We start from the raw sequence: 19,496 nt of genomic DNA, 5'->3' as shown, positions 1-19,496 counted from the left end.
ATCAGGTGGCCGGAGCCAGGCGTTTCGTTGTACTTTGGCTTCATGAAATGCCCCGTATACCTGCTCCTGTCAGCGCTTCTGCCTCTGGCCGCTTTGCCGGCTTCTGCCCAGCTAATTTCTGCCAACGCAAGGAAAGCCTTGGAGCAAGTGCGGCCCAGCGACCTGCAAGCCCACATCCAGTACCTGGCCGATGATAAGCTGCGGGGCCGCAAACCCGGCACGCCCGGCTACCAACTGGCCGTTGACTACGTAACGGACCAGCTCCGGAGCTTCGGCGTGCAGCCGGCTGGAGAGGGGGGCACGTTTACGCAGCGCGTGCGCCTGCGCCGGGCCACCGTACGTCCCGGCGCTACCGTTACGTATCTGCCGGGTTCAGGCCAGGCGGTTGTTGCCCCCGCCGAAATTCACCTGCTGCCCCACCCCGAGCAGCCCCAGGCGCGGCTGGCCCCAGCCGGGCTGGCGTTTGTGGGCTACGGCATTTCTGCCCCCGACCAAGGCTACGACGATTATCAGAACCTGGATGTACGGGGCAAAGTAGTGGTGATTGTGCGGGGTGCCCCGCGCCGCTTTCCCAGCACCGTGGCCGCCGCCAGCCAGGACCAGACGCTGCTGGTCCAAACGGCTGCCCGGCGCGGAGCCGTGGGCGTGTTGTTTGCCAGCCCCCGCCCGGCTCCCGCCACGGCAGCTACCCCGGCCCGCCCGCTCTCCACTACCAGCGTACTGGGGCCCGATGGAAAAGTAGCCGCTTCCCGCGGCTTCGTCAGCGGCTCGGGCGTGGAGCTGCTGGGCACGCTGTCGGCGGCCGGACTGCAGGCGCTGCTGCTCAACGCCGCCACCGATTCGGGCCAGGTATTCAGTCGTCTGCGGCAGGGCACCCCGGCCCCAGTAGCCTTGCCCGGCACGCTGAGCGCCAGTTGGGAATCCGGGTACCAGGATATTGATTCGTACAACGTAATCGGCAAAATACCCGGCTCCGACCCGGCTCTGCGTACCGAATACGTGGTACACTCCGCCCACCTCGACCACCTGGGCGTGGGCGCACCCGTACAGGGCGACTCTATCTACAATGGGGCCCACGATAATGCCTCGGGCGTGGCCTCAGTACTGGAAATTGCCCGGCTGTACGCGCATCTGAAGCACAAACCCAGGCGCAGCATTCTGCTGGTGCTGCAAACCGGGGAGGAGCTGGGGCTGCTGGGCTCGGCCTACTTTGCCGCCCATCCCACGGTGCCCAAAACCAGCCTGGTAGCCGATGTCAATACCGACATGCCGACCATCATTGCCCCGCTGTTGTCGGTGGTGCCGCTGGGGGCCCAGCACTCCACACTGGCTCAACCAGTGGCCATGGCGGCCCGGCACCTGGGCCTGATGGTGGAGGATGACCCGGAGCCAGAGCAGAACCGCTTTATCCGCTCCGACCAATACAGTTTTGTCGCCCAAGGCATTCCGGCCCTGCACATCAAATACGGCAACCGCACCGCCGATGGCAAAAACAACCTGGCCGAGCAGGTTCAGAAATGGCGGGCCGCCACTTACCATAAACCCCAGGACGAGAGCACTGGCATCTTCGACTACGAAGCGGGCCGGAAATACGTGCAGCTCAATTTTCTGATTGGATATCTGGTGGCCCAGAATCCAACCCGGCCTGCCTGGAACCCCAACGACTTCTTCGGGCTCCGCTTTGGTAAGCAATAGCCCCGGCGCCTGGAAAAATAATCGGGCAAACTGCGCGGATATTAGGACTATTTCTTGTTCGATTCCGGGTAAAAATTCCGAATATTAGCCCTTGACAGTGTTTCGGTTCTGTTACTCCGCATCCTGGCTTACTCCACATGATTATCTACGGCTACCGTTCCTCGCATTTACTGACTGAGCCCATCACGGGTGAGTGCCTGGCCTGCTCGGCCTCCACTGGAATGCGCATGAGCGTATTTGGTCGCTACGCCCACGTGTACTGGGTTCCGCTGTTCTCCATTGGGAAGGTTGGGGCCTCTGAGTGCGGACACTGCCAGCAGGTGCTCAAACCCCAGGAAATGGATTCCCGTCTCCGGCAGACGTTTCAGGAGCTGGAACAGCGCGCCAAGGTACCCGTGTGGCATTTTATCGGCCTGCTTGGGCTGGCCGCCCTGGTTATGTGGGGGCTGGTAGCCAGCAGCAACAACCACCGGGCCAACCAGACGTTCATCACCAATCCTCACAAAGGCGACCTGTACCACGTGCGCACCAGCAATGGTCACTACTCGCTATGGAAGGTGCAGGACGTTACCGGCAATGCAGTGAAGCTGCTGGCCAATAACTACGAAATTGATAATGAAAGAAAGGTTCAGGCGCTGAACCAGCCAGAGTATTTTGCTCCCGACCCGCTGGAGCTTACTCGCTACGACCTGAAAATTATGCTGGAAAAGCAGGAGATAGTGGAGGTAGAGCGCCCGGAATCTAGCGTGGTGGTGAAACGGTAACCACACACTTGACCTCAACGGCTCTGCTCCCGAAACGCGCCCCATTCGGCCAGGCCCTGCCGCTGCTCCTGGCGGATGCGTTGCACGAGGGCACTATCCGGGCGGATGCCGAGCAGGATGGCGGTGCCCCGTTCCCGGGCATATGGATTCTGCACCTCTCCTACCCGGCAGAAAGAGCTGAAATGCGCCGCCAGGTTGTCGGGTTCATCATCAATAAGCAGTACGTAGTGCCAAGGCAGCGACGGCATCTGGTGTTGCCAGAGCAGGTAGCTACCATTGAAGCTGTGCGCGGCCGGCAGTGGGCGGCGGCGGTTGTAGTAGTTGATGGCCCCGGCCTGCCCGTAGTTGGCCGCCAGAATAAGGGTATGGGCACGGGTGGCCGCCTGTAGCGCCCGGTAGGCCCGCCAGGTCTTGTCGGCCAGCTCCCGCCAGCCCAGCATATCGGCAAAGTCCTGGGGCAGGGCGTGGTTGCGGCCATCTTCCCAGCGGAATGCACCGGTGCTTTGATAACGGGGCCCCAGTGCCTGCATACGGGCCGGGGGCTCCACGGTGAACAGCAGCGGCAGCAGGGGCAAACACAGCAGCAACGGCAAAAGCAGCAGGACGGGACGGGCCAGGCGGGCAATTGCCGGCCGCTGGGCCCACCTCTGCTCCCACCATACCCCGCCGGCCGCAAACAGAATGGGGTAATACCCCAGCGCGTAATAGCTCTTGCCGTGCAGCGCAGTGAGCAGCAGCAACCCACCGCAGAACGTCAGCCCCACGACCCGGTACTGCCGCAACGGCCCAGCCAGCAACGCCACCAGCCCGGCCGTCCACACCCACAGCCCCGGCAAGTTCATCAGCAATTGGTCTTTCCAGAAATCCGCTCCGGATACGTTTACCAGTTGTGTAGCGCGCAGTAGTGCCATGTGGTGCAGAAACGGAATGCCGTGCCGCAGTTGCCACACTAAGTTGGGCAGCCATAGCAGCAGGCCCAGGCCGGCTCCCAGCCAGAAGGCTCGCGTGAGCAGCACCCGCCGCAGCGGCGTCAGTAACAGGGCCAGGCCCAGCGCGGCAATAAAGAACAGTGCTGAGTATTTGTTCAGCAGGGCCAGTCCCAGCAGCGCGCCAATAGCCAGCCACCAGCGCGGCCGACCATCCTGCCGGTACCGGATGAGTAGGTAGCTGACGGCCGTGAAGGCCAATACTTCAAACGAATTGGGCTGAAACAGAAAGTTAAGCCGGGTATAGGCCCCCACGAGGTAGCATATTCCGGCCACCGCCACCGCCCAGCGGCCGCCACCCAGCCGTTGCGCAGCCCGGGCTACCGTGTACACCGTGAGGCTACCCCACAGTACCGGCCAAAACTTTACCCAGAACCAGCTTCCGCCCAAAGCCAGCGTCAGCCAGCTTTGCAGGGCCATCAGCGGGGGCACTTCCAGGTACCCCCAGGCCAGATGGTGACCATAATTGAGGTAGAGGTATTCGTCGCGGTGCAGCTCGTACTCCTGACTGGCCAGTACAATACTGGTAGTAAACTTCAGCAGGGCCAGCAGCAGCGGCAGGAAACGGGCAGGCTTCATCGCCCCAATATAGCAGCCGCCGGATATGCGGCATCATAGCTCCTCGGGCAGCCGAATGGCACTGAGGTAGTCGTGCAGGCCGGCCGGATGCTGAAACAGATGGATGAACAGAATTCGCTCCGCCTCCCATTCCCGCCACTCCTCGGCGTAGAAGTCGCCTAAGGCAAACAGCCGTAGCCGAAAGCTGTCCTGCCGCCGCTCGGCCAGCAAGTGGCCGTGCTGCGCCAAGTGCGCTGCCTGCCGGTACATGTGCAGCTGCTTGAACTCGGCGTACTTCATGGTCAGAGGTGAGTGATGAAAGATGAATAATGAGTTATAAGCGGACAATACTACCCAGCCGGTCCCTAGGGCTTGCGGTAAACAGCTACTGCAGGCCTTGTGGTTCGCGCCGCCTAGCTCAGAGCAGCCAGAATAGCCATTCGTATCTCATAACTCATCATTTATAACTCCCCGCACGTCCTACCTTCGCGGCATGAAAACGATTCGCTTTCCGCACCCGTTGGTTTTGTTGGTGGGGTTTATTCTGCTGGCCTGCCTGCTGAGCTACGTGCTGCCCGCCGGCGTGTTTGCCCGCCACCCCGATGCTGCTACCGGCCGGGAAGTGGTAGTAGCCGGCTCCTACCACCGGGTAGCCGCCACGCCGGTTAGCCCTCTGCAGGCCTTAGTCGATATTCCGAAAGGACTGGTGGATGCGGCGTCCGTAATTTTCCTGGTGTTTCTGGCCGGCGGGGCATTTACGGTAGTGGACCTTACCGGTGCGTTGCGCCAGGGTGTTGACTGGCTACTAAGCAAGTTTCGGGGGCGCGAGGCCGTGGTGATTCCCATCATTTCGGTGCTGTTTGCTACCATGGGGGCGCTGGAGAATATGCAGGAGGAAATTGTGCCGCTGGTACCGGTACTGCTCATTCTGATGCGGCGTATCGGCTACCCCACACTCACGGCGGCGGCCGTTAGCATTGGGTCGGCAGCAGTGGGGGCGGCGTTCAGCCCGCTCAACCCGTTTCAGGTGGGCATTGCCCAGAAACTGGCCCAGTTGCCGTTGCTCTCAGGCGGTGGGTTCCGATTGATATTCCTGGCCCTGGCCCTGGTTATCTGGATTGGCGGCACCGTGCGCTACGCCCTGCGCCACCGCGTGCAGCCCGAAACCACTGATACTGCCGACCCGGCCGGCACCGCCATTACCGGCCGTAACCACGGGCTGGTACTGCTCCTGCTGTTCGGCGGGTTTGCCTTCTTCGCCTACGGCGTGCTAACGCTGGGCTGGGAGTTTGAGCAGATGGCCGCCCTGTTTTTCACCCTGGGCGTAGTAGCCGGCCTCGTGGGCGGCCTGGGGCTCACGGGCACCGCCGAGGGCTTCATTACCGGCTTCCGGGATATTGCGTTTTCGGCGTTGCTGATCGGGTTTGCCCGGGCCATTTTCGTGGTGCTGGAGCAGGGCCAGGTGGTCGATACCATCGTCAACAGCCTCTCGGCTCCGCTGGCTGGCCTGCCGGCCTGGACGGCGGCTCTGGGCATGATGGGCGTGCACACGGCCCTGCATTTGCCCGTGCCCAGCGTAAGCGGCCAGGCCGTGCTGACAATGCCGCTGCTGGTGCCCCTCTCCGACCTCATCGGCCTTTCCCGGCAGGTTACGGTGCTGGCCTACCAGTACGGCGCCGGCCTCTGCGAGCTGATTACGCCCACCAACGGGGCCCTCATGGCCATTGTGGCGGCCTGCGGCGTGCGGTTTGATGAGTGGTGGAAATTTGTGCTGCCCCTGTACCTGCTGCTGCTGGCACTGGGCGCCGTGGCCGTAGTTATCGGTATTGCGGTGGGCGTGTAGAAAGTAAATGAGCAGCGGAGTAACTGAGTAACCGTTCGGTTTGCACAGGCGGCGCCGGCCCGCAGAACAATTACTCAGTTACTCCGCTGCTCATTTACTTTCTACTGTAGCTCCAGTTCATTGGCCTCGAACACGCGCTTGATTTTGCGCTTTTTTTCCACCAGCTGAAACCGGAAAGCATCGGTGGCTTCATCGTAGTACACGTCGGAAATCAGGCCTTCATGGGCGGGCTGGTCGTCGGCGGGGTTGGTTTCCTGCACTAAGTCGCCGAAGCTAAACGGGGGCTTCACGTACAGCTCCTTGAACAGCTCACTGCTCACCTTGAACTGCTGCTCATCGTAGCGGAGCGAAATCCAGTCGTCGGTTTCATCAATCTTCTCAAACACCTTGCCCAGTGGCTCCAGCCACTCAAAGGCGCGGCGGTTGGCAGGATGGATATAACGCAGCCCATACTCGGGCGTCCAGGAATACAGGCCGTACACAACAGGTTTGGGACGAGGCACTCAGCGGAGGTATTAACGGTGGTGAATAGGGAACAGCCGGGCGCGGGCGACGGTTCCGCACCATTGCGGTGGCGCACCCGGCAGCCGCCCGGCAAAAATGCAGCTTTTCCGGCGGGCCTGTGGTGTATTTGCACCACCGCAACAAACCGCCTTAACCCTGTCTGGTGGGTTTCGGCAAGCTAAAAAATGGTTTTCTGCGCTCTACATCGACATCCGGCATATTGTCAAAGCACTATACATAGCACAACCTTAATGCTTTAGTTGTAGTAAAGGGGGCATTAACTGTTGACCTTTTGTGCTGCCTTTCTTACACACTACAATGCCTGTAACCGACTCCCCTTCTGCCCCCGCCGTGCTTCAGGCCGGTATGGGCGCTATTCCGCATGAGCACGGCACCACGTTCCGGGTGTGGGCTCCGGCCGCTTCGGCCGTTTCGGTGGTCGGCCCGTTCAACAACTGGGACGCCACCACTCATCCTCTCACCCACGAAGCCGACGGCTATTGGGCCGCGGACTTCTCTGACCTCGGCCCCGGCACGGAATACAAATTTCACCTGACGACGCCCACCGGCGAGCTTACCAAAAACGACCCTTACACTCGCGAGGTAACCCATTCGGCTGGCAACTCCGTTGTGCATGACCCCAGTTTTGACTGGGACGACGAGGCATTTCAGATGCCCGCCTGGAACGAGTTGGTGGTGTACGAGCTCCACATCGGCACCTTCCACGCGCCCGACCCCGAGCGGCCGGGTACGTTCTACGACGCCATCGAGAAGCTCGACCACTTGGTGGAGCTGGGCATCAACGCCGTGGAGATTATGCCGGCTACCGAGTTTCCGGGCAGCCTGAGCTGGGGCTACAACCCCGCCCACCCTTTTGCCATTGAAATTGATTATGGTGGCCCGAAAGCGTTTAAGGAGTTTATCAAGCAGGCCCACCGCCGCAACATTGCCGTAATTCTGGATGTGGTGTACAACCACTTCGGGCCCGGTGATTTGGACCTGTGGCAGTTTGACGGCTGGCAGGAAAACGACGGCGGCGGCATCTACTTCTACAACGACTGGCGGGCTGAAACGCCCTGGGGCCACAACCGCCCCGACTACGGCCGCGAAGCCGTGCGCCGCTACATCCGGGACAACGCCCTGATGTGGCTGGAAGATTACCGCGTGGATGGCCTGCGCTGCGACGCTATTGCCCACATTCGCAACGTGGATGGCACCAACGACCCCTCCCGTGACCTGCCCGACGGCTGGAGCCTGATGAAGTGGGTGAACGAGGAAATCCGGGAGCGGATGCCCTGGAAAATCACCATTGCCGAGGACCTCATGGGCAATGAGTACATTACCAAGAGCCCCGAGGAAGACGGGCAGGGCTTCTCAACGCAGTGGGACGCGCGCTTTGTGTACCCCGTGCGCGACGCGCTGGTAACGCCCCAGGATGCTGACCGCAACATGTTTGCCGTGGCCGAGGCTATTGAGGCCCGCTACAACGGTGACGCGTTTCAGCGCGTGGTGTACACCGAAAGCCACGACGAAGTGGCCAACGGCAAAGCCCGCGTCACCGAGGAAATCATGCCCGGCAACGCGGCTTCCTGGTACCCCAAAAAACGTTCTACGCTGGGTGCAGCGCTGGTATTCACGGTACCCGGCATTCCCATGATTTTTCAGGGGCAGACCATGCTGGCCGATGGCTCCTTCTCCGACGACCAGCCCCTGGACTGGAACCGGGCTGAGGAACACGCCGGGCTGGGCCGCTTGTATCAGGATTTGATTCGGCTGCGGCGCAACTTCGATGGCCACACCCGCGGGCTGTTGGGCCAGTACGTGGAGGTGCACCACCTCAACAACGACGACAAGATACTGGCCTTCATCCGCCGCGACCAGGGTGGCCCCGGCGACACCACCGTGGTGCTCTGCAACTTCGCCGACCGGGCCCACCCCAACTACACCATTGGCCTGCCCCGCGGCGGTACCTGGCGGGTACGCTTCAACTCCGACTGGCAGGGCTACGACCACGAGTTTGGCAACTTTGAAAGCGTGGACTCGGAGGCGGAGAACGGTGTGTACGACGACCAGCCCTTCCACGGCACATTTGGCTTGGCTCCGTACTCGGTGCTGATTATTTCTCAGGATCCGCAGTAAGCCTGGTTTTTCTCAGCAACGCCAGAGCGGCGTTTTACGGTAGCGCTTCACGCCAGCCGTAAAACGCCGCTTTTTCTTGCAACGGCCGTCGGAAACTCCGGTAGGCCGTATATCTTGCCGGTACTCCCATCCGTAGTTGTTTGTTCATGCAAGTTCCCTTACCCACGCCCGAGCCTGTGGCTCCTGATGCCCTGCTGGTGGAAGCCGCCTGGGAAGTCTGTAATCAGGTTGGCGGGATTTACACCGTTATTCGCAGCAAAGTGCCCGCCACCGTGCAGGTCTGGGACGACCGGTATTGTCTGCTGGGCCCCTATTTCGCGCACCAGGCCCAGGGCGAGTTTGAGCCCTACGATGACTACCAGTTGGCCAAGCTCTCTGATCCGTTTTCCCGGGCCGTATTGGAAATGCGCAAGCGTGGCTACGATGTGTGCATGGGCATCTGGCTGGTAACGGGCCGGCCCCGGGTGGTGCTCATCAACCCCTACCAGGCCTACCCCCACCTCGGCCAGATCAAGTCCGACCTCTGGCATCACCATCACATTCCGGTGCCCGATAACGACGACCTGCTGCACCAGGTAGTGGCCTTTGGGGAGCTGGCGAAAGTGTTTTTGCAGATCCTGGCCGCCGAGGTGGTCCCCCCCCAGCGCGTTATCACCCATTTTCACGAGTGGATGACGGGCGTAGCCATTCCGGCGCTGCGCCGCGAGCAGGTACCAGTGCACGTGGTATTCACCACCCATGCCACCCTGCTGGGCCGCTACCTGGCCATGAACGACCCCAACTTCTACGACCACCTCATGCAGGTGGACTGGCAGGCCGAAGCCCGGCACTTCAACATTGAGCCGGCCGTGACGATGGAGCGGGCCGCCGCCCACGGCTCCCACGTGTTTACCACCGTGAGCGAGCTAACGGTGCGGGAGTGCATCTACCTGCTCGACCGGATTCCGGACGCGGTGCTGCCCAACGGCCTCAACATTGAGCGGTTTGTGGCCCTGCACGAGTTCCAGAACCTGCACCAGCAGTACAAAAGCAAGATTCACGAGTTTGTAATGGCGCATTTTTTCCAGTCGTATTCCTTCGACCTGGATAAGACGCTGTACCTGTTCACCTCGGGCCGCTACGAGTACCACAACAAGGGCTTCGACCTGACGCTGGAAGCCCTGGCCCGCCTCAATTACCGCCTCCAGCAAAGTGGGCTGGAGGGCAACGTGGTCATGTTCTTCATCACCAAGCGGCCCTTCCACAGCATCAACCCCCAGGTGCTGCAGAGCCGGGCCGTGCTGGAAGAAGTGCAGGCCACCTGCGAAGCCATTGAGCAGCAGGTGGGCGAGCGGCTGTTCTACGCCGCCGCCGCCAGCACCGACCACCGCCTGCCCGACCTGGGCAGCATGGTGGACGACTACTGGAAGCTGCGCTACCGCCGCCTGCTCCAGACCTGGAAAACCTCCAACCTGCCCCCCGTCATTACCCACAACCTGGTGGACGACGCCCAGGATGACATCCTGAATTTCCTGCGCCGCTCCAACCTCGTGAACAACCAGCATGACCGGGTGAAAATCGTGTACCACCCCGATTTCGTGGCCCCCACCTCCCCTCTCTTCGGCATGGAGTACGGGCAGTTTGTGCGTGGCTGCCACCTGGGTATTTTCCCGAGCTACTACGAGCCCTGGGGCTACACCCCGCTGGAGTGCGTGGCCCGCGGCGTACCGGCCATTACCAGTGACCTGTCCGGCTTCGGCGACTATGTGATGCAGACTGTGCCCAACCACGAGGACAAAGGTATTTTTGTGGTGCAGCGCCAGGAAAAGAGCTTCGATGAAGCCGCCGAGGAACTAACCGATATGCTCTGGAACTTCGTGCAGCTCAACCGCCGTGAGCGAATCATGCAGCGTAACAACGTGGAAAGCTCTGCTGAGCTATTTGACTGGAAAAACCTGCGGGTGCATTATGACCGGGCTTATCAACTAGCCCTGGAGCGACACTAGATACGTGTACCAGTTCATCCCCTGAAGTGAAGCGGCGTAGGGCTGGCTTCACTTCTTTTTTGCCTCATGCGCAAGTACCTGTTCCTCAGTCTGAGCGTGTTGGTAGTTACTGCGGCGGCCGCCCGCGAGTTTTGGCTGGAGCCAACCCGCTTTCAGGTGCTGCCAGGCGCGCAGGTGCACATCCGACGGCTGATTGGCAGCAATTTTCAGGGGGAAGCCTGGGCCGGAAAGCGTAACCGCCTTATCAGTTTCTGGCACTTCGCCCCGGGCCAGCCCCCCGCTAGCCTGCTGGCCCTTCCTACTGCTTCTGACACGCTGGCCAGTACCGTTACGCTGGCTCAACCCGGCACTCACCTGCTGGCCCTGACCACCGATAATGCTTACCTCTCCCTCTCAGCCGCTGATTTTGCCGCCTACGTAGAACAGGAAAATTTACAAGCCACAGGCACCCAACCACCTAGTCCCGACAACGCAACCAAGCTCGTCCGGGAATCGTACCGCAGGTGCGCCAAAACCCTGGTGCAGGCGGGTCCGGCAGTTCTGACCGATACTGCCCGCGCCTGGGCTCGGGTACTGAATCTGCCACTGGAACTGGTACCGGAACAGAATCCGTACACGCTGGCTCCGGGTGCCGCGTTTACGGTGCGTGTACTTCGCAGCGGGCGTCCGGTAGCTGGTCAGCCGGTAGCTCTCTGGTTACGTGGCCATCGGCCGCAGGCTCTCTTGCATAGGCTCCGCAGCAACCAAAATGGTCGGGTGCTGTTTCGTTTATCGGAGGCTGGTGAGTACCTTGCCAGCACTGTGTATCTGCAACCAACTCCGTCAGGCTTCCCCGCCGACTGGCAGAGCACCTGGAGCACCCTGACCTTTGGAATAGTCGGTAAAAAACGGCCTTAGTGCATCGTTTTGGCCTACTTTCCGTCCTTCATCAACTCCTCACGTCTCAAGAGTTTTTTTGTTACCTTCGCAACTCCCGTAACCACCGAATAACCTGCGGTATGAAGTACTCCATCGATAAGAAAGAAACCTACACGATTATCACGATTGATGAGAAAAAGCTCGACACGACTGTTGCGCCGGATCTGAAGTCGGAATTCGTGAAGCTGAATGCCGAGGGCATCAATAATCTGATTCTGGACCTGAGCAACGTAAAATACACGGACTCTTCGGGACTGAGCTCTATCCTGATTGCCAACCGCCTGTGCAACTCTACCGGCGGCCTGCTGGTGCTCACCGGCCTGCAGGACCACGTCATGAAGCTGATTACCATCAGCAAACTGGAATCGGTCCTGCACATCCTGCCCACGGTGGAGGAAGGCATCGACCGGATTTTTCTTCACGCCATCGAGCGGGACCTGACCAGCAAGGAATAGCCGGTATAGAAGCTGTTAGCTGTTGGCTATTAGCTGTTAGCTTTCCGCTGATAGTTAATAGCCAACAGCTTTTTTATTTCCGTCTGTGATTCCGCAACCGCGCCCTTAGTTTGTTTTACCGCATATGCTAGCAGCCCGCAGCTAGTAGCTAACAGCTAAATTTTGGAGTTCGAGCTGAAAATTCTGGGTAGTGCCTCCGCCACCCCTTTCTTGGATCGTCACCACACGGCGCAGGTCCTTACGGTGGGCGGTACCCAGTACCTTATCGATTGCGGCGAGGGTACCCAACGCCGGCTGATGGAGCATAAAATCCGGCATCAGCGCATCCATACCATTTTCATCAGCCACCTGCACGGCGACCATTTTTTTGGGCTATTTGGCCTGTTGGGCACCATGCATCTGAACGGCCGTACCGAGCCGCTACGCCTGTTTGGCCCGCCTGGTTTAGATGAAGTGCTGACTACGCAGTTCCGGCACTCCTATACGCACCTCTGTTTTGAGCTGGAATTTACTCCCGTCGATACCACTCAGCACCTCCAGATTTTTGAGGACAAGAACCTGACGGTGCATACGCTGCCCATGCGCCACCGCATTCCATGTTGCGGCTACCTGTTCCGGGAGAAGCCCAAGCGCCGCCGCCTGCTGGCCGAGCGCCTGCCTAACGGCCTCACCCCTGCCCAACTCACGGCCCTCACCTCCGGCGACGACCTGCTCGATGACTACGGCCACACCCAGGTGCGCAATTCCGAGGTAACCGCCGAGCCCAAGCGGGCCCGCAGCTACGCCTTTTGCTCCGATACGCTGTACACAGAAAACCTGGCCGACCTGGTCCACGGTGTAGATCTGCTCTACCACGAAGCCACTTTCCTGGACGATATGCGCGAGCGGGCCGCTGCTACGCACCACTCCACTGCCCGCCAGGCCGGTTTGCTGGCCCGCCGGGCCCGGGTGCACCGCCTGCTCATCGGCCACTTCAGCAGCCGCTACCGCGACTTGCAGCCTCTGCTGGCCGAGGCCAAAACTCAGTTTGAATGGACCGAGCTGGCCGTGGAAGGCCTGTCGGTTTCGCTGGCCGAGTAGCGGAACCTCAGACAGCGCGCAGCGAAGCATGACGCCAGCTTCAGTACCTGGAATCAGCCATTGATTCTCTTTTCTCCTCCCGTATGCCCCAACCTTTATCCCACAAAAAACAGCAGCTGTACCTGGTGCTCAGCGGTATTTTCATCGTGAATGCGCTGCTGGCCGAGATTATCGGGGTCAAGATTTTTTCGGTGGAGACGCTGCTGGGGTTGCCCGGCAATCTGACGGCGGGCGTCATCATCTGGCCCGTGGTCTTTATTACCACCGACATTATCAATGAGTATTTCGGGCGGGCCGGAGTGCTGCGCGTGAGCTTCCTTACGGTGGGGCTGATTCTGTACGCCTTCCTCGTGATTCTGGCCACTACCAAGCTGCCGCCAGCCCAGTTCTGGCTGGAGGTGAACAGCAAGGACGCCCAGGGCCGGCCCTTCAACATCGAGTTTGCCTACCAGAGCATTTTCCGGCAGGGGCTGGGCATTATCATTGGCTCCATTACGGCTTTTATCATCGGGCAGGTGCTGGATGCCTCGGTGTTTCAGTGGTTCCGGCGCGTAGCGGGCGGGCGCTACATCTGGCTGCGGGCCACCGGCTCCACGCTTATTTCTCAGCTCGTCGATTCGTTTGTGGTGCTGTTCGTGGCCTTCTACATATTTGGCAACTGGAGCTTTGATCAGGTGTTGAGCGTGGCAAACACCAACTACTGGTATAAATTTGCGGCGGCCATTCTGCTCACGCCCGTGCTCTACCTCGCCCACGCTATCATCGACCGATACCTGGGCGACGAGGCTACCCGGGAACTGCAGCAGGAAGCCGTGGCCGACGAGGCTGTGTAACAAATAGAATTGCTCTTTATTCAGGATTTATCTTCAACTAGTGTGAACATTCGAGCATACTGCTTCTGGCTTTGTTTGAGTATTGTTCCAAGTCTGGCCACTGCTCAGAGGTATCAATTGCAAGGTGAACCTGTACGCACTGGAAAGATCCATTATTTCCCAGATGGAACACGTAATGTTATTGTCGATACAGGCTCTGCAAAACAGCTAATACTAGCTCCTGAACAGATAAGCTGGTTTGAACAGGGCAGTTCTCGGTTTGAACCAGTATCTAACTTCACTGTGCGCTTCAAGCGAGAAAGTATACACATAGCGCATGATTTCGCCATATTAAAGGACACTGGTGATATTGCCCTATTCATATATTACCTGTTTACAAGCCCAGGTCGTTCTACTACATCCTTCCTGCTAAGAAAACGTGGCGAAACAAATTTTGTCGTCATTCACGATAATAGCAGCCACTATGACCACGGCACCTTTTCTTCCCGAGACCAAAAGCTGTTGTTGAAAGTATTCGGTAACAACTCGAACTTGCGCCAGCTACTGACGCAGCAACAGCTTACTTGCCGCAATTTTCCTGCATACGTGCATAGCTATAACCAACAGGTTAGCCATCCACGCTAAACTTTGATTCATGTCCCGCATCCTCACCGGCATTCAGAGCACCGGCCGCCCGCACTTGGGCAACCTGCTTGGCGCCATCCTTCCGGCCATTGAACTCTCCAAAAGCAGCGCCAACGAAAGCCTGCTGTTCATTGCCGACCTGCACTCCCTCACGACCGTGCGCGACGCCGAAACGCTGCGTCAGAACACCTACGCCGTGGCCGCTTCTTGGCTGGCCTGCGGCTTCGACACGGACAAGAACCTGCTCTACCGCCAGTCGGATGTGCCGCAGGTAACGGAACTGGCCTGGTACCTGTCCTGCTTCACGCCCTATCCCATGCTGGCCAACGCCCACTCCTTCAAGGACAAAAGCGGGCGGCTTGCCGATGTAAACGCGGGCCTGTTCACGTACCCCGTGCTCATGGCTGCCGATATTCTGCTCTACGACGCCGAGTTTGTGCCCGTGGGCAAAGACCAGGTGCAGCACCTGGAAATCACCCGCGACATTGCCTCGGCCTTTAACAGCCGCTACGGCGAAACCTTCGTGCTGCCCCAGACCCGCGTGGATGAGCAGGTGATGATTGTGCCCGGCCTCGACGGCCAGAAGATGAGCAAGAGCTACGGCAACATCATCGACATTTTCGTGGATGATAAGGCCCTGCTCAAAACCATCAAGAGCATCGTGTCGGACAGCACCCCGCTGGAAGAGCCCAAAAACCCCGATACAGATAACACCTTCCGGCTGTTTTCGCTGGTAGCTTCGCCCGAGCAGGTGGAGGACATGCGCCAGAACTACCTGCGCGGGGGCTACGGCTACGGCCACGCCAAACAGGCCCTGTACGAGGCCATCCGCACGCGCTTTGCCCGGGAGCGGGAGCTGTTCACGTACTACATGAACAACCTGCCCGAGCTGGACCGCAAACTGGCCGAGGGTGCCGCTAAAGCACAGGCCTACGGCAGCACCGTCCTCAACAAAGTGCGCGAGAAAGTCGGCTACCAAGTGCGGTAGCAACCCGGTTTCAACGCACACTTTCTTCTCGTTACAACAAGAAATCAGGTACTTCTTCCACCTACTTCTCGAAGCCCTCGGTGCTCCAACACCGGGGGCTTCACCTTTTCAGGAGGCAGCCGTGTGGTGAGGTGGAATAACCGTGCGGTAGTACGAAGGTACGAAGCGCCGCCTACCGCTTTTCCTTGTTTCTGGACCGTATTTGCGGCCGTTGCGCTGGTAATCTTACCAACTACTATTTCTGTTTAGCCTGGGCGCGGTACATGATTACAAACTCCTGCGCCTCCCGCATATTCTCCGGGTACTGGACATAGTTTTCAACCTTGTCGTTTCGCACAGGATTCTCATCAACGTGGTAGATGTGCTGATACGAAAAGCCGTGCTCAACAAGAAATTTCACGGTTTCCCATTTAGCCGTTTCCGTTTTCTTCGGCGGGCGAAACCGGTGTGGCAGTCGAATCATCTGCTGCCCACATTCTCTGCACGTCATTTCGCCAGTCACGCCAAAAGGCATATTGAAGGCTTTGCGACAGTTCAGGCAAACGTTTTTGTGTCCCATCGTTGACAAGCGCTATAAGAGGTTCCAGAACAAAAGCATAAGAACGTCCTGATGATGTATGGTTTTGAAGCGCCTTTCCGGTGGAAGTGGCCCGAAAACCATCGTTTCCGAGCAACTTCCCAGTGGCATGAGGACATAATCAATGGTTTCCGAGCCACTTCCACTAGGAAGTAGGCTAAAACCAACTGATTCCGGGCAACCTCCCAGTGGCAGTAGGGCAAAAACGATGGTTTCCGAACAACTTCCACTGGGAAGGTGCCCGGAAACCATTCGTTTCAGCCCGATGCTACCGGCTTACAGCACCGGCTCAGTCTGCGCCTTGAACTCCTTCCAGCTCTTGATGCTCAGATCCTGCATTTTCAGCGTGGTGAAGGCGTGGATGAAGGCTTTGGCCAGGCGGGCGTTGGTGATGAGCGGGATGTTGAAGTCGACGGCGGTGCGGCGGATTTTGTAGTCGTTGTCCAGCTCGCCCTTTGTCGTGTTCTTCGGGATGTTAATAACCAGGTCGATTTTCCGCTCGCGCAGGTAGGTCAGGGCGTTGGGCTCCTGCAGCTCGTCGGGCCAGTAGACCAGGGAGCTGGGCACGCCGTTTTCGGCGAAGAAGCTGTGCGTGCCGTGGGTGGCGTAGATGGTGTACCCGCGCTGCACCAGCACCTGGGCCGATTCCAGCAGGGCCACTTTGGACGTCAGCGGGCCGCTGGACATCAGCACCGTCTTCTCCGGAATGCGGTAGCCCACCGACAGCAACGACTTCAGCAGCGCTTCCTCGGCCGTGTCGCCCAGGCAGCCCACTTCGCCGGTGCTGGTCATGTCCACGCGCAGCACCGGGTCGGCACCCTGCAGGCGGGTAAAGGAGAATTGCGAGGCCTTCACGCCCACGAAGGGCAGGTCGTACACCAGCTCGCTCGCGTCGCGGTCTACGTGCTGGCCGAGCAGCACCTTGGTGGCCTTCTTGATCAGGTTGTTGCCCGATACCTTGCTCACGAACGGGAAGGAGCGCGAGGCGCGCAGGTTGCACTCGATGACGCGGATTTCGCGGTTTTTCTCCAGGAACTGGATGTTGAACGGCCCGCTGATCTGGAAGCGCTTGGCAATCTTCTCGGCAATGACCTTGAGCTTGCGCACCGTGCCCACGTACACGCGCTGCGGCGGGTAGTACATGGTGGCATCACCCGAGTGCACGCCGGCAAACTCCACGTGCTCCGATATGGCGTACGACACGATTTCGCCCTTGTCGGCCACCGCGTCCAGCTCGATTTCCTTGGCATCCTGGATGAACTGCGACACCACCACCGGGTACTCGGCGCTGACCTCGGCGGCCAGCTTCAGGTACTCCTCCAGCTCCCGCGGGTTCGACACCACGTTCATGGCCGCGCCCGACAGCACGTAGCTCGGCCGGATCAGCACCGGGAAGCCCACCTGCTTCACGAAGTCGTAGATGGCCTCCATAGTGGTCAGCTCGCTCCAGCGCGGTTGGGCAATGCCCAGCTCGTCCATGATGCTGCTGAACTTGTGGCGGTTTTCGGCCTCGTCGATGCGCGAGGCGGCGGTGCCCAGGATGGGTGCGCCGGCGGCTTCGAGGCGGGTGGCAATGTTGTTCGGAATCTGCCCGCCGGTGCTCAGAATCACGCCCTGCGGCGCCTCGAAGTCCAGGATATCCATCACCCGCTCGTAGCTCAATTCCTCGAAGTACAGGCGGTCCGACACGTCGTAGTCGGTCGAGACGGTTTCGGGGTTGTAGTTGATGATGATGGACTTGTAGCCCTCCTCGTTCACCGTCTGGGCCGCGTTGACGCCGCACCAGTCAAACTCCACCGACGAGCCGATGCGGTACACGCCCGAGCCCAGCACCACCACCGACTTATCGGTTTCCGGCGCCAGGTCGTTTTCGGTGCCGTGGTAGGTGAGGTAGAGGTAGTTGGTCTGGGCCGGGAATTCGGCCGCCAGCGTGTCGATTTGCTTCACCACGGGCAGCACGCCCAGGGCCTTGCGGCGGGCGCGCACCAGCATTTCGTTGGCCTTCACCTCGGCTGGCCCGAGCAATTGCACGGCCAGCTGCTGGTCCGAGAAGCCCGATTTTTTGGCCTGGCGCAGCAGGTCGGTATCGAGGGCATCGAGGCCGCCCTGCTGGCGCTTCTCGCCGAGCTGCTGGCCCAGCTGGTAGATGCCGTAGAGGCGCTGCAAAAACCACCGGTCGATGCGCGTCAGCTCGTACACGCGCTCCACGTCGTAGCCGGCCTGGAAAGCTTCGTTGATGGCGAAGATGCGCTCCTCGTTCGGCTCGCTCAGCAGCCGGTCGAGGTCCGCCAGGTCAATGGGCTCGGGCTTGTTGGCCACGAAGCCGCGCCGGCCGGTGTCGAGCATGCGCAGGCCCTTCTGCACGGCTTCCTCGAAGGTTTTGCCGATGGCCATAACCTCGCCCACGCTCTTCATGGCCGAGCCAATCTGACGCTGCACGCCCGCGAACTTGCTCAAATCCCAGCGCGGCAGCTTCACCACCAGGTAGTCGAGTGAGGGCTCGAAGAAGGCCGAGGTGGTCTGCGTCACGCTGTTTTTCAGCTCGGCCAGGGAGTAGCCCAGGCTGAGCTTGGCGGCCACGAAAGCCAGCGGGTAGCCCGTAGCCTTGGAGGCCAGGGCCGAGGAGCGCGAGAGGCGGGCATTCACCTCAATCACGCGGTACTCCTCCGAGTGCGGGTCGAGGGCGTACTGGATGTTGCACTCGCCCACGATGCCCAGGTGGCGAATGGTCTTGATGCCGATGCTGCGCAGCTTGTGGTACTCGCGGTTGCTCAGCGTCTGCGACGGGGCCACCACGATGCTCTCCCCGGTGTGAATCCCGATGGGGTCGAAGTTCTCCATGTTGCACACGGTGATGCAGTTGTCGAACTGGTCGCGCACCACCTCGTACTCCACCTCTTTCCAGCCTTTCAGCGACTCTTCCACCAGAATCTGGTCGGAGGTCGAGAAGGACTTCTGGGCCAGAGTGCGCAGCTCGTCCATGTTGTTGGCAAAACCGCTGCCCAGGCCGCCCAGCGCGAAGGCGGCGCGCACGATGATGGGGAAGCCAATCCGCTCAGCCGCGGCCAAGGCGTCTTCCATCGTGGTTACGGCTTCGCTGCGGGCCGTGAGCACGCCAATCTGGTCGAGCTTTTCCTTGAAGATGTCGCGGTCCTCGGTATCGATGATGCTCTGCACGGGCGTGCCGAGCACGCGCACGTTGTACTTCTCGAACACGCCGGCGCGGTACAGGGCCACGGCGCAGTTCAGGGCCGTTTGGCCGCCGAAGGCCACCAGGATGCCGTCGGGCTGCTCCTTTTTGATGACTTCCTCCACGAAGTAGGGCGTCACGGGCAGGAAGTACACGTCGTCGGCAATGTCGTCCGACGTCTGCACGGTGGCAATGTTGGGGTTGATGAGGATGGTGCGGATGCCTTCCTCTTTCAGCGCCTTGAGGGCCTGCGAACCGGAGTAATCGAACTCACCGGCCTCCCCGATTTTGAGGGCGCCGGAACCGAGGATGAGAACTTTCTGTGGTTTTTCCATTCTAGGAGTTGAGTACCAGACC

The 19,496-nt window shown here is 59.8% G+C and carries 16 protein-coding genes; 11 read left to right on the top strand and 5 right to left on the bottom strand.

Annotated features, from left to right (window positions below):
• The first annotated feature begins 93 nt into the window (after positions 1–93).
• The gene (locus ACN19L_RS18095; RefSeq protein WP_426490865.1) at positions 94–1,695 is read left to right on the top strand and encodes a M28 family peptidase; all 1,602 of its coding nucleotides are present in this window, start codon (positions 94–96) and stop codon (positions 1,693–1,695) included.
• 137 nt (positions 1,696–1,832) lie between these two features.
• The gene (locus ACN19L_RS18090; RefSeq protein ID WP_426490864.1) at positions 1,833–2,459 is read left to right on the top strand and encodes a hypothetical protein; all 627 of its coding nucleotides are present in this window, start codon (positions 1,833–1,835) and stop codon (positions 2,457–2,459) included.
• A gap of 14 nt (positions 2,460–2,473) precedes the next feature.
• Here the strand turns inward: ACN19L_RS18090 and ACN19L_RS18085 are convergent, their stop codons facing one another.
• Both ACN19L_RS18085 and ACN19L_RS18080 read right to left on the bottom strand, forming a co-directional pair.
• A complete protein-coding gene (locus ACN19L_RS18085) occupies positions 2,474–4,024 on the bottom strand; it encodes a glycosyltransferase family 39 protein (protein ID WP_426490863.1) in 1,551 nt (516 codons plus the stop codon).
• Positions 4,025–4,057: 33 nt separating this feature from the next.
• Positions 4,058–4,303, bottom strand: a complete 246-nt coding sequence (locus ACN19L_RS18080; RefSeq protein WP_426490862.1) for a hypothetical protein — start codon at positions 4,301–4,303, stop codon at positions 4,058–4,060.
• 193 nt (positions 4,304–4,496) lie between these two features.
• On the opposite strand from ACN19L_RS18080, the gene ACN19L_RS18075 reads away from it, so the two are divergent.
• Positions 4,497–5,846, top strand: a complete 1,350-nt coding sequence (locus ACN19L_RS18075; RefSeq protein ID WP_426490861.1) for a YfcC family protein — start codon at positions 4,497–4,499, stop codon at positions 5,844–5,846.
• Positions 5,847–5,947: 101 nt separating this feature from the next.
• Here the strand turns inward: ACN19L_RS18075 and ACN19L_RS18070 are convergent, their stop codons facing one another.
• Positions 5,948–6,349, bottom strand: a complete 402-nt coding sequence (locus tag ACN19L_RS18070; RefSeq protein ID WP_426490860.1) for a DUF6960 family protein — start codon at positions 6,347–6,349, stop codon at positions 5,948–5,950.
• 319 nt (positions 6,350–6,668) lie between these two features.
• Here ACN19L_RS18070 and ACN19L_RS18065 point away from each other — a divergent pair, with 319 nt between their 5' ends.
• The 8 genes from ACN19L_RS18065 to trpS all read left to right on the top strand — a co-directional run bounded on the left by ACN19L_RS18065 (position 6,669) and on the right by trpS (position 15,372).
• Complete coding sequence (locus tag ACN19L_RS18065; RefSeq protein ID WP_426490859.1) at positions 6,669–8,489, top strand: alpha-amylase family glycosyl hydrolase; 1,821 nt, start codon at positions 6,669–6,671, stop codon at positions 8,487–8,489.
• Between the two features lie 146 nt (positions 8,490–8,635).
• A complete protein-coding gene (locus ACN19L_RS18060) occupies positions 8,636–10,474 on the top strand; it encodes a glycosyltransferase (RefSeq protein ID WP_426490858.1) in 1,839 nt (612 codons plus the stop codon).
• A gap of 66 nt (positions 10,475–10,540) precedes the next feature.
• Positions 10,541–11,371, top strand: a complete 831-nt coding sequence (locus ACN19L_RS18055) for a DUF4198 domain-containing protein (protein WP_426490857.1) — start codon at positions 10,541–10,543, stop codon at positions 11,369–11,371.
• Between the two features lie 101 nt (positions 11,372–11,472).
• Positions 11,473–11,847 carry an STAS domain-containing protein gene (locus ACN19L_RS18050; RefSeq protein ID WP_044002696.1) on the top strand — a complete coding sequence of 125 codons (375 nt, stop codon included), beginning with the start codon at positions 11,473–11,475 and terminating at the stop codon, positions 11,845–11,847.
• A gap of 162 nt (positions 11,848–12,009) precedes the next feature.
• A complete protein-coding gene (locus tag ACN19L_RS18045; protein WP_426490856.1) occupies positions 12,010–12,927 on the top strand; it encodes a ribonuclease Z in 918 nt (305 codons plus the stop codon).
• Between the two features lie 83 nt (positions 12,928–13,010).
• Positions 13,011–13,760 carry a queuosine precursor transporter gene (locus tag ACN19L_RS18040; RefSeq protein WP_426490855.1) on the top strand — a complete coding sequence of 250 codons (750 nt, stop codon included), beginning with the start codon at positions 13,011–13,013 and terminating at the stop codon, positions 13,758–13,760.
• A gap of 75 nt (positions 13,761–13,835) precedes the next feature.
• Positions 13,836–14,384, top strand: a complete 549-nt coding sequence (locus ACN19L_RS18035) for a hypothetical protein (RefSeq protein ID WP_426490854.1) — start codon at positions 13,836–13,838, stop codon at positions 14,382–14,384.
• 10 nt (positions 14,385–14,394) lie between these two features.
• Positions 14,395–15,372, top strand: a complete 978-nt coding sequence (gene trpS, locus ACN19L_RS18030; RefSeq protein ID WP_426490853.1) for a tryptophan--tRNA ligase — start codon at positions 14,395–14,397, stop codon at positions 15,370–15,372.
• A 235-nt stretch (positions 15,373–15,607) separates the two neighbouring features.
• On the opposite strand, the gene ACN19L_RS18025 is transcribed toward trpS, so the two are convergent.
• A complete protein-coding gene (locus ACN19L_RS18025; RefSeq protein WP_426490852.1) occupies positions 15,608–15,931 on the bottom strand; it encodes a hypothetical protein in 324 nt (107 codons plus the stop codon).
• 294 nt (positions 15,932–16,225) lie between these two features.
• Positions 16,226–19,474: a carbamoyl-phosphate synthase (glutamine-hydrolyzing) large subunit gene (gene carB, locus ACN19L_RS18020; RefSeq protein ID WP_426490851.1), complete on the bottom strand. Its 3,249-nt coding sequence runs from the start codon at positions 19,472–19,474 to the stop codon at positions 16,226–16,228.
• Positions 19,475–19,496: the final 22 nt, after the last annotated feature.

It is taken from the genome of Hymenobacter sp. 102 (assembly GCF_049949205.1).
GTDB lineage: Bacteria > Bacteroidota > Bacteroidia > Cytophagales > Hymenobacteraceae > Hymenobacter.
The sequence above is the reverse complement of the archived record's forward strand: the minus strand, read 5'-3'. Positions and strand labels throughout refer to the sequence as shown.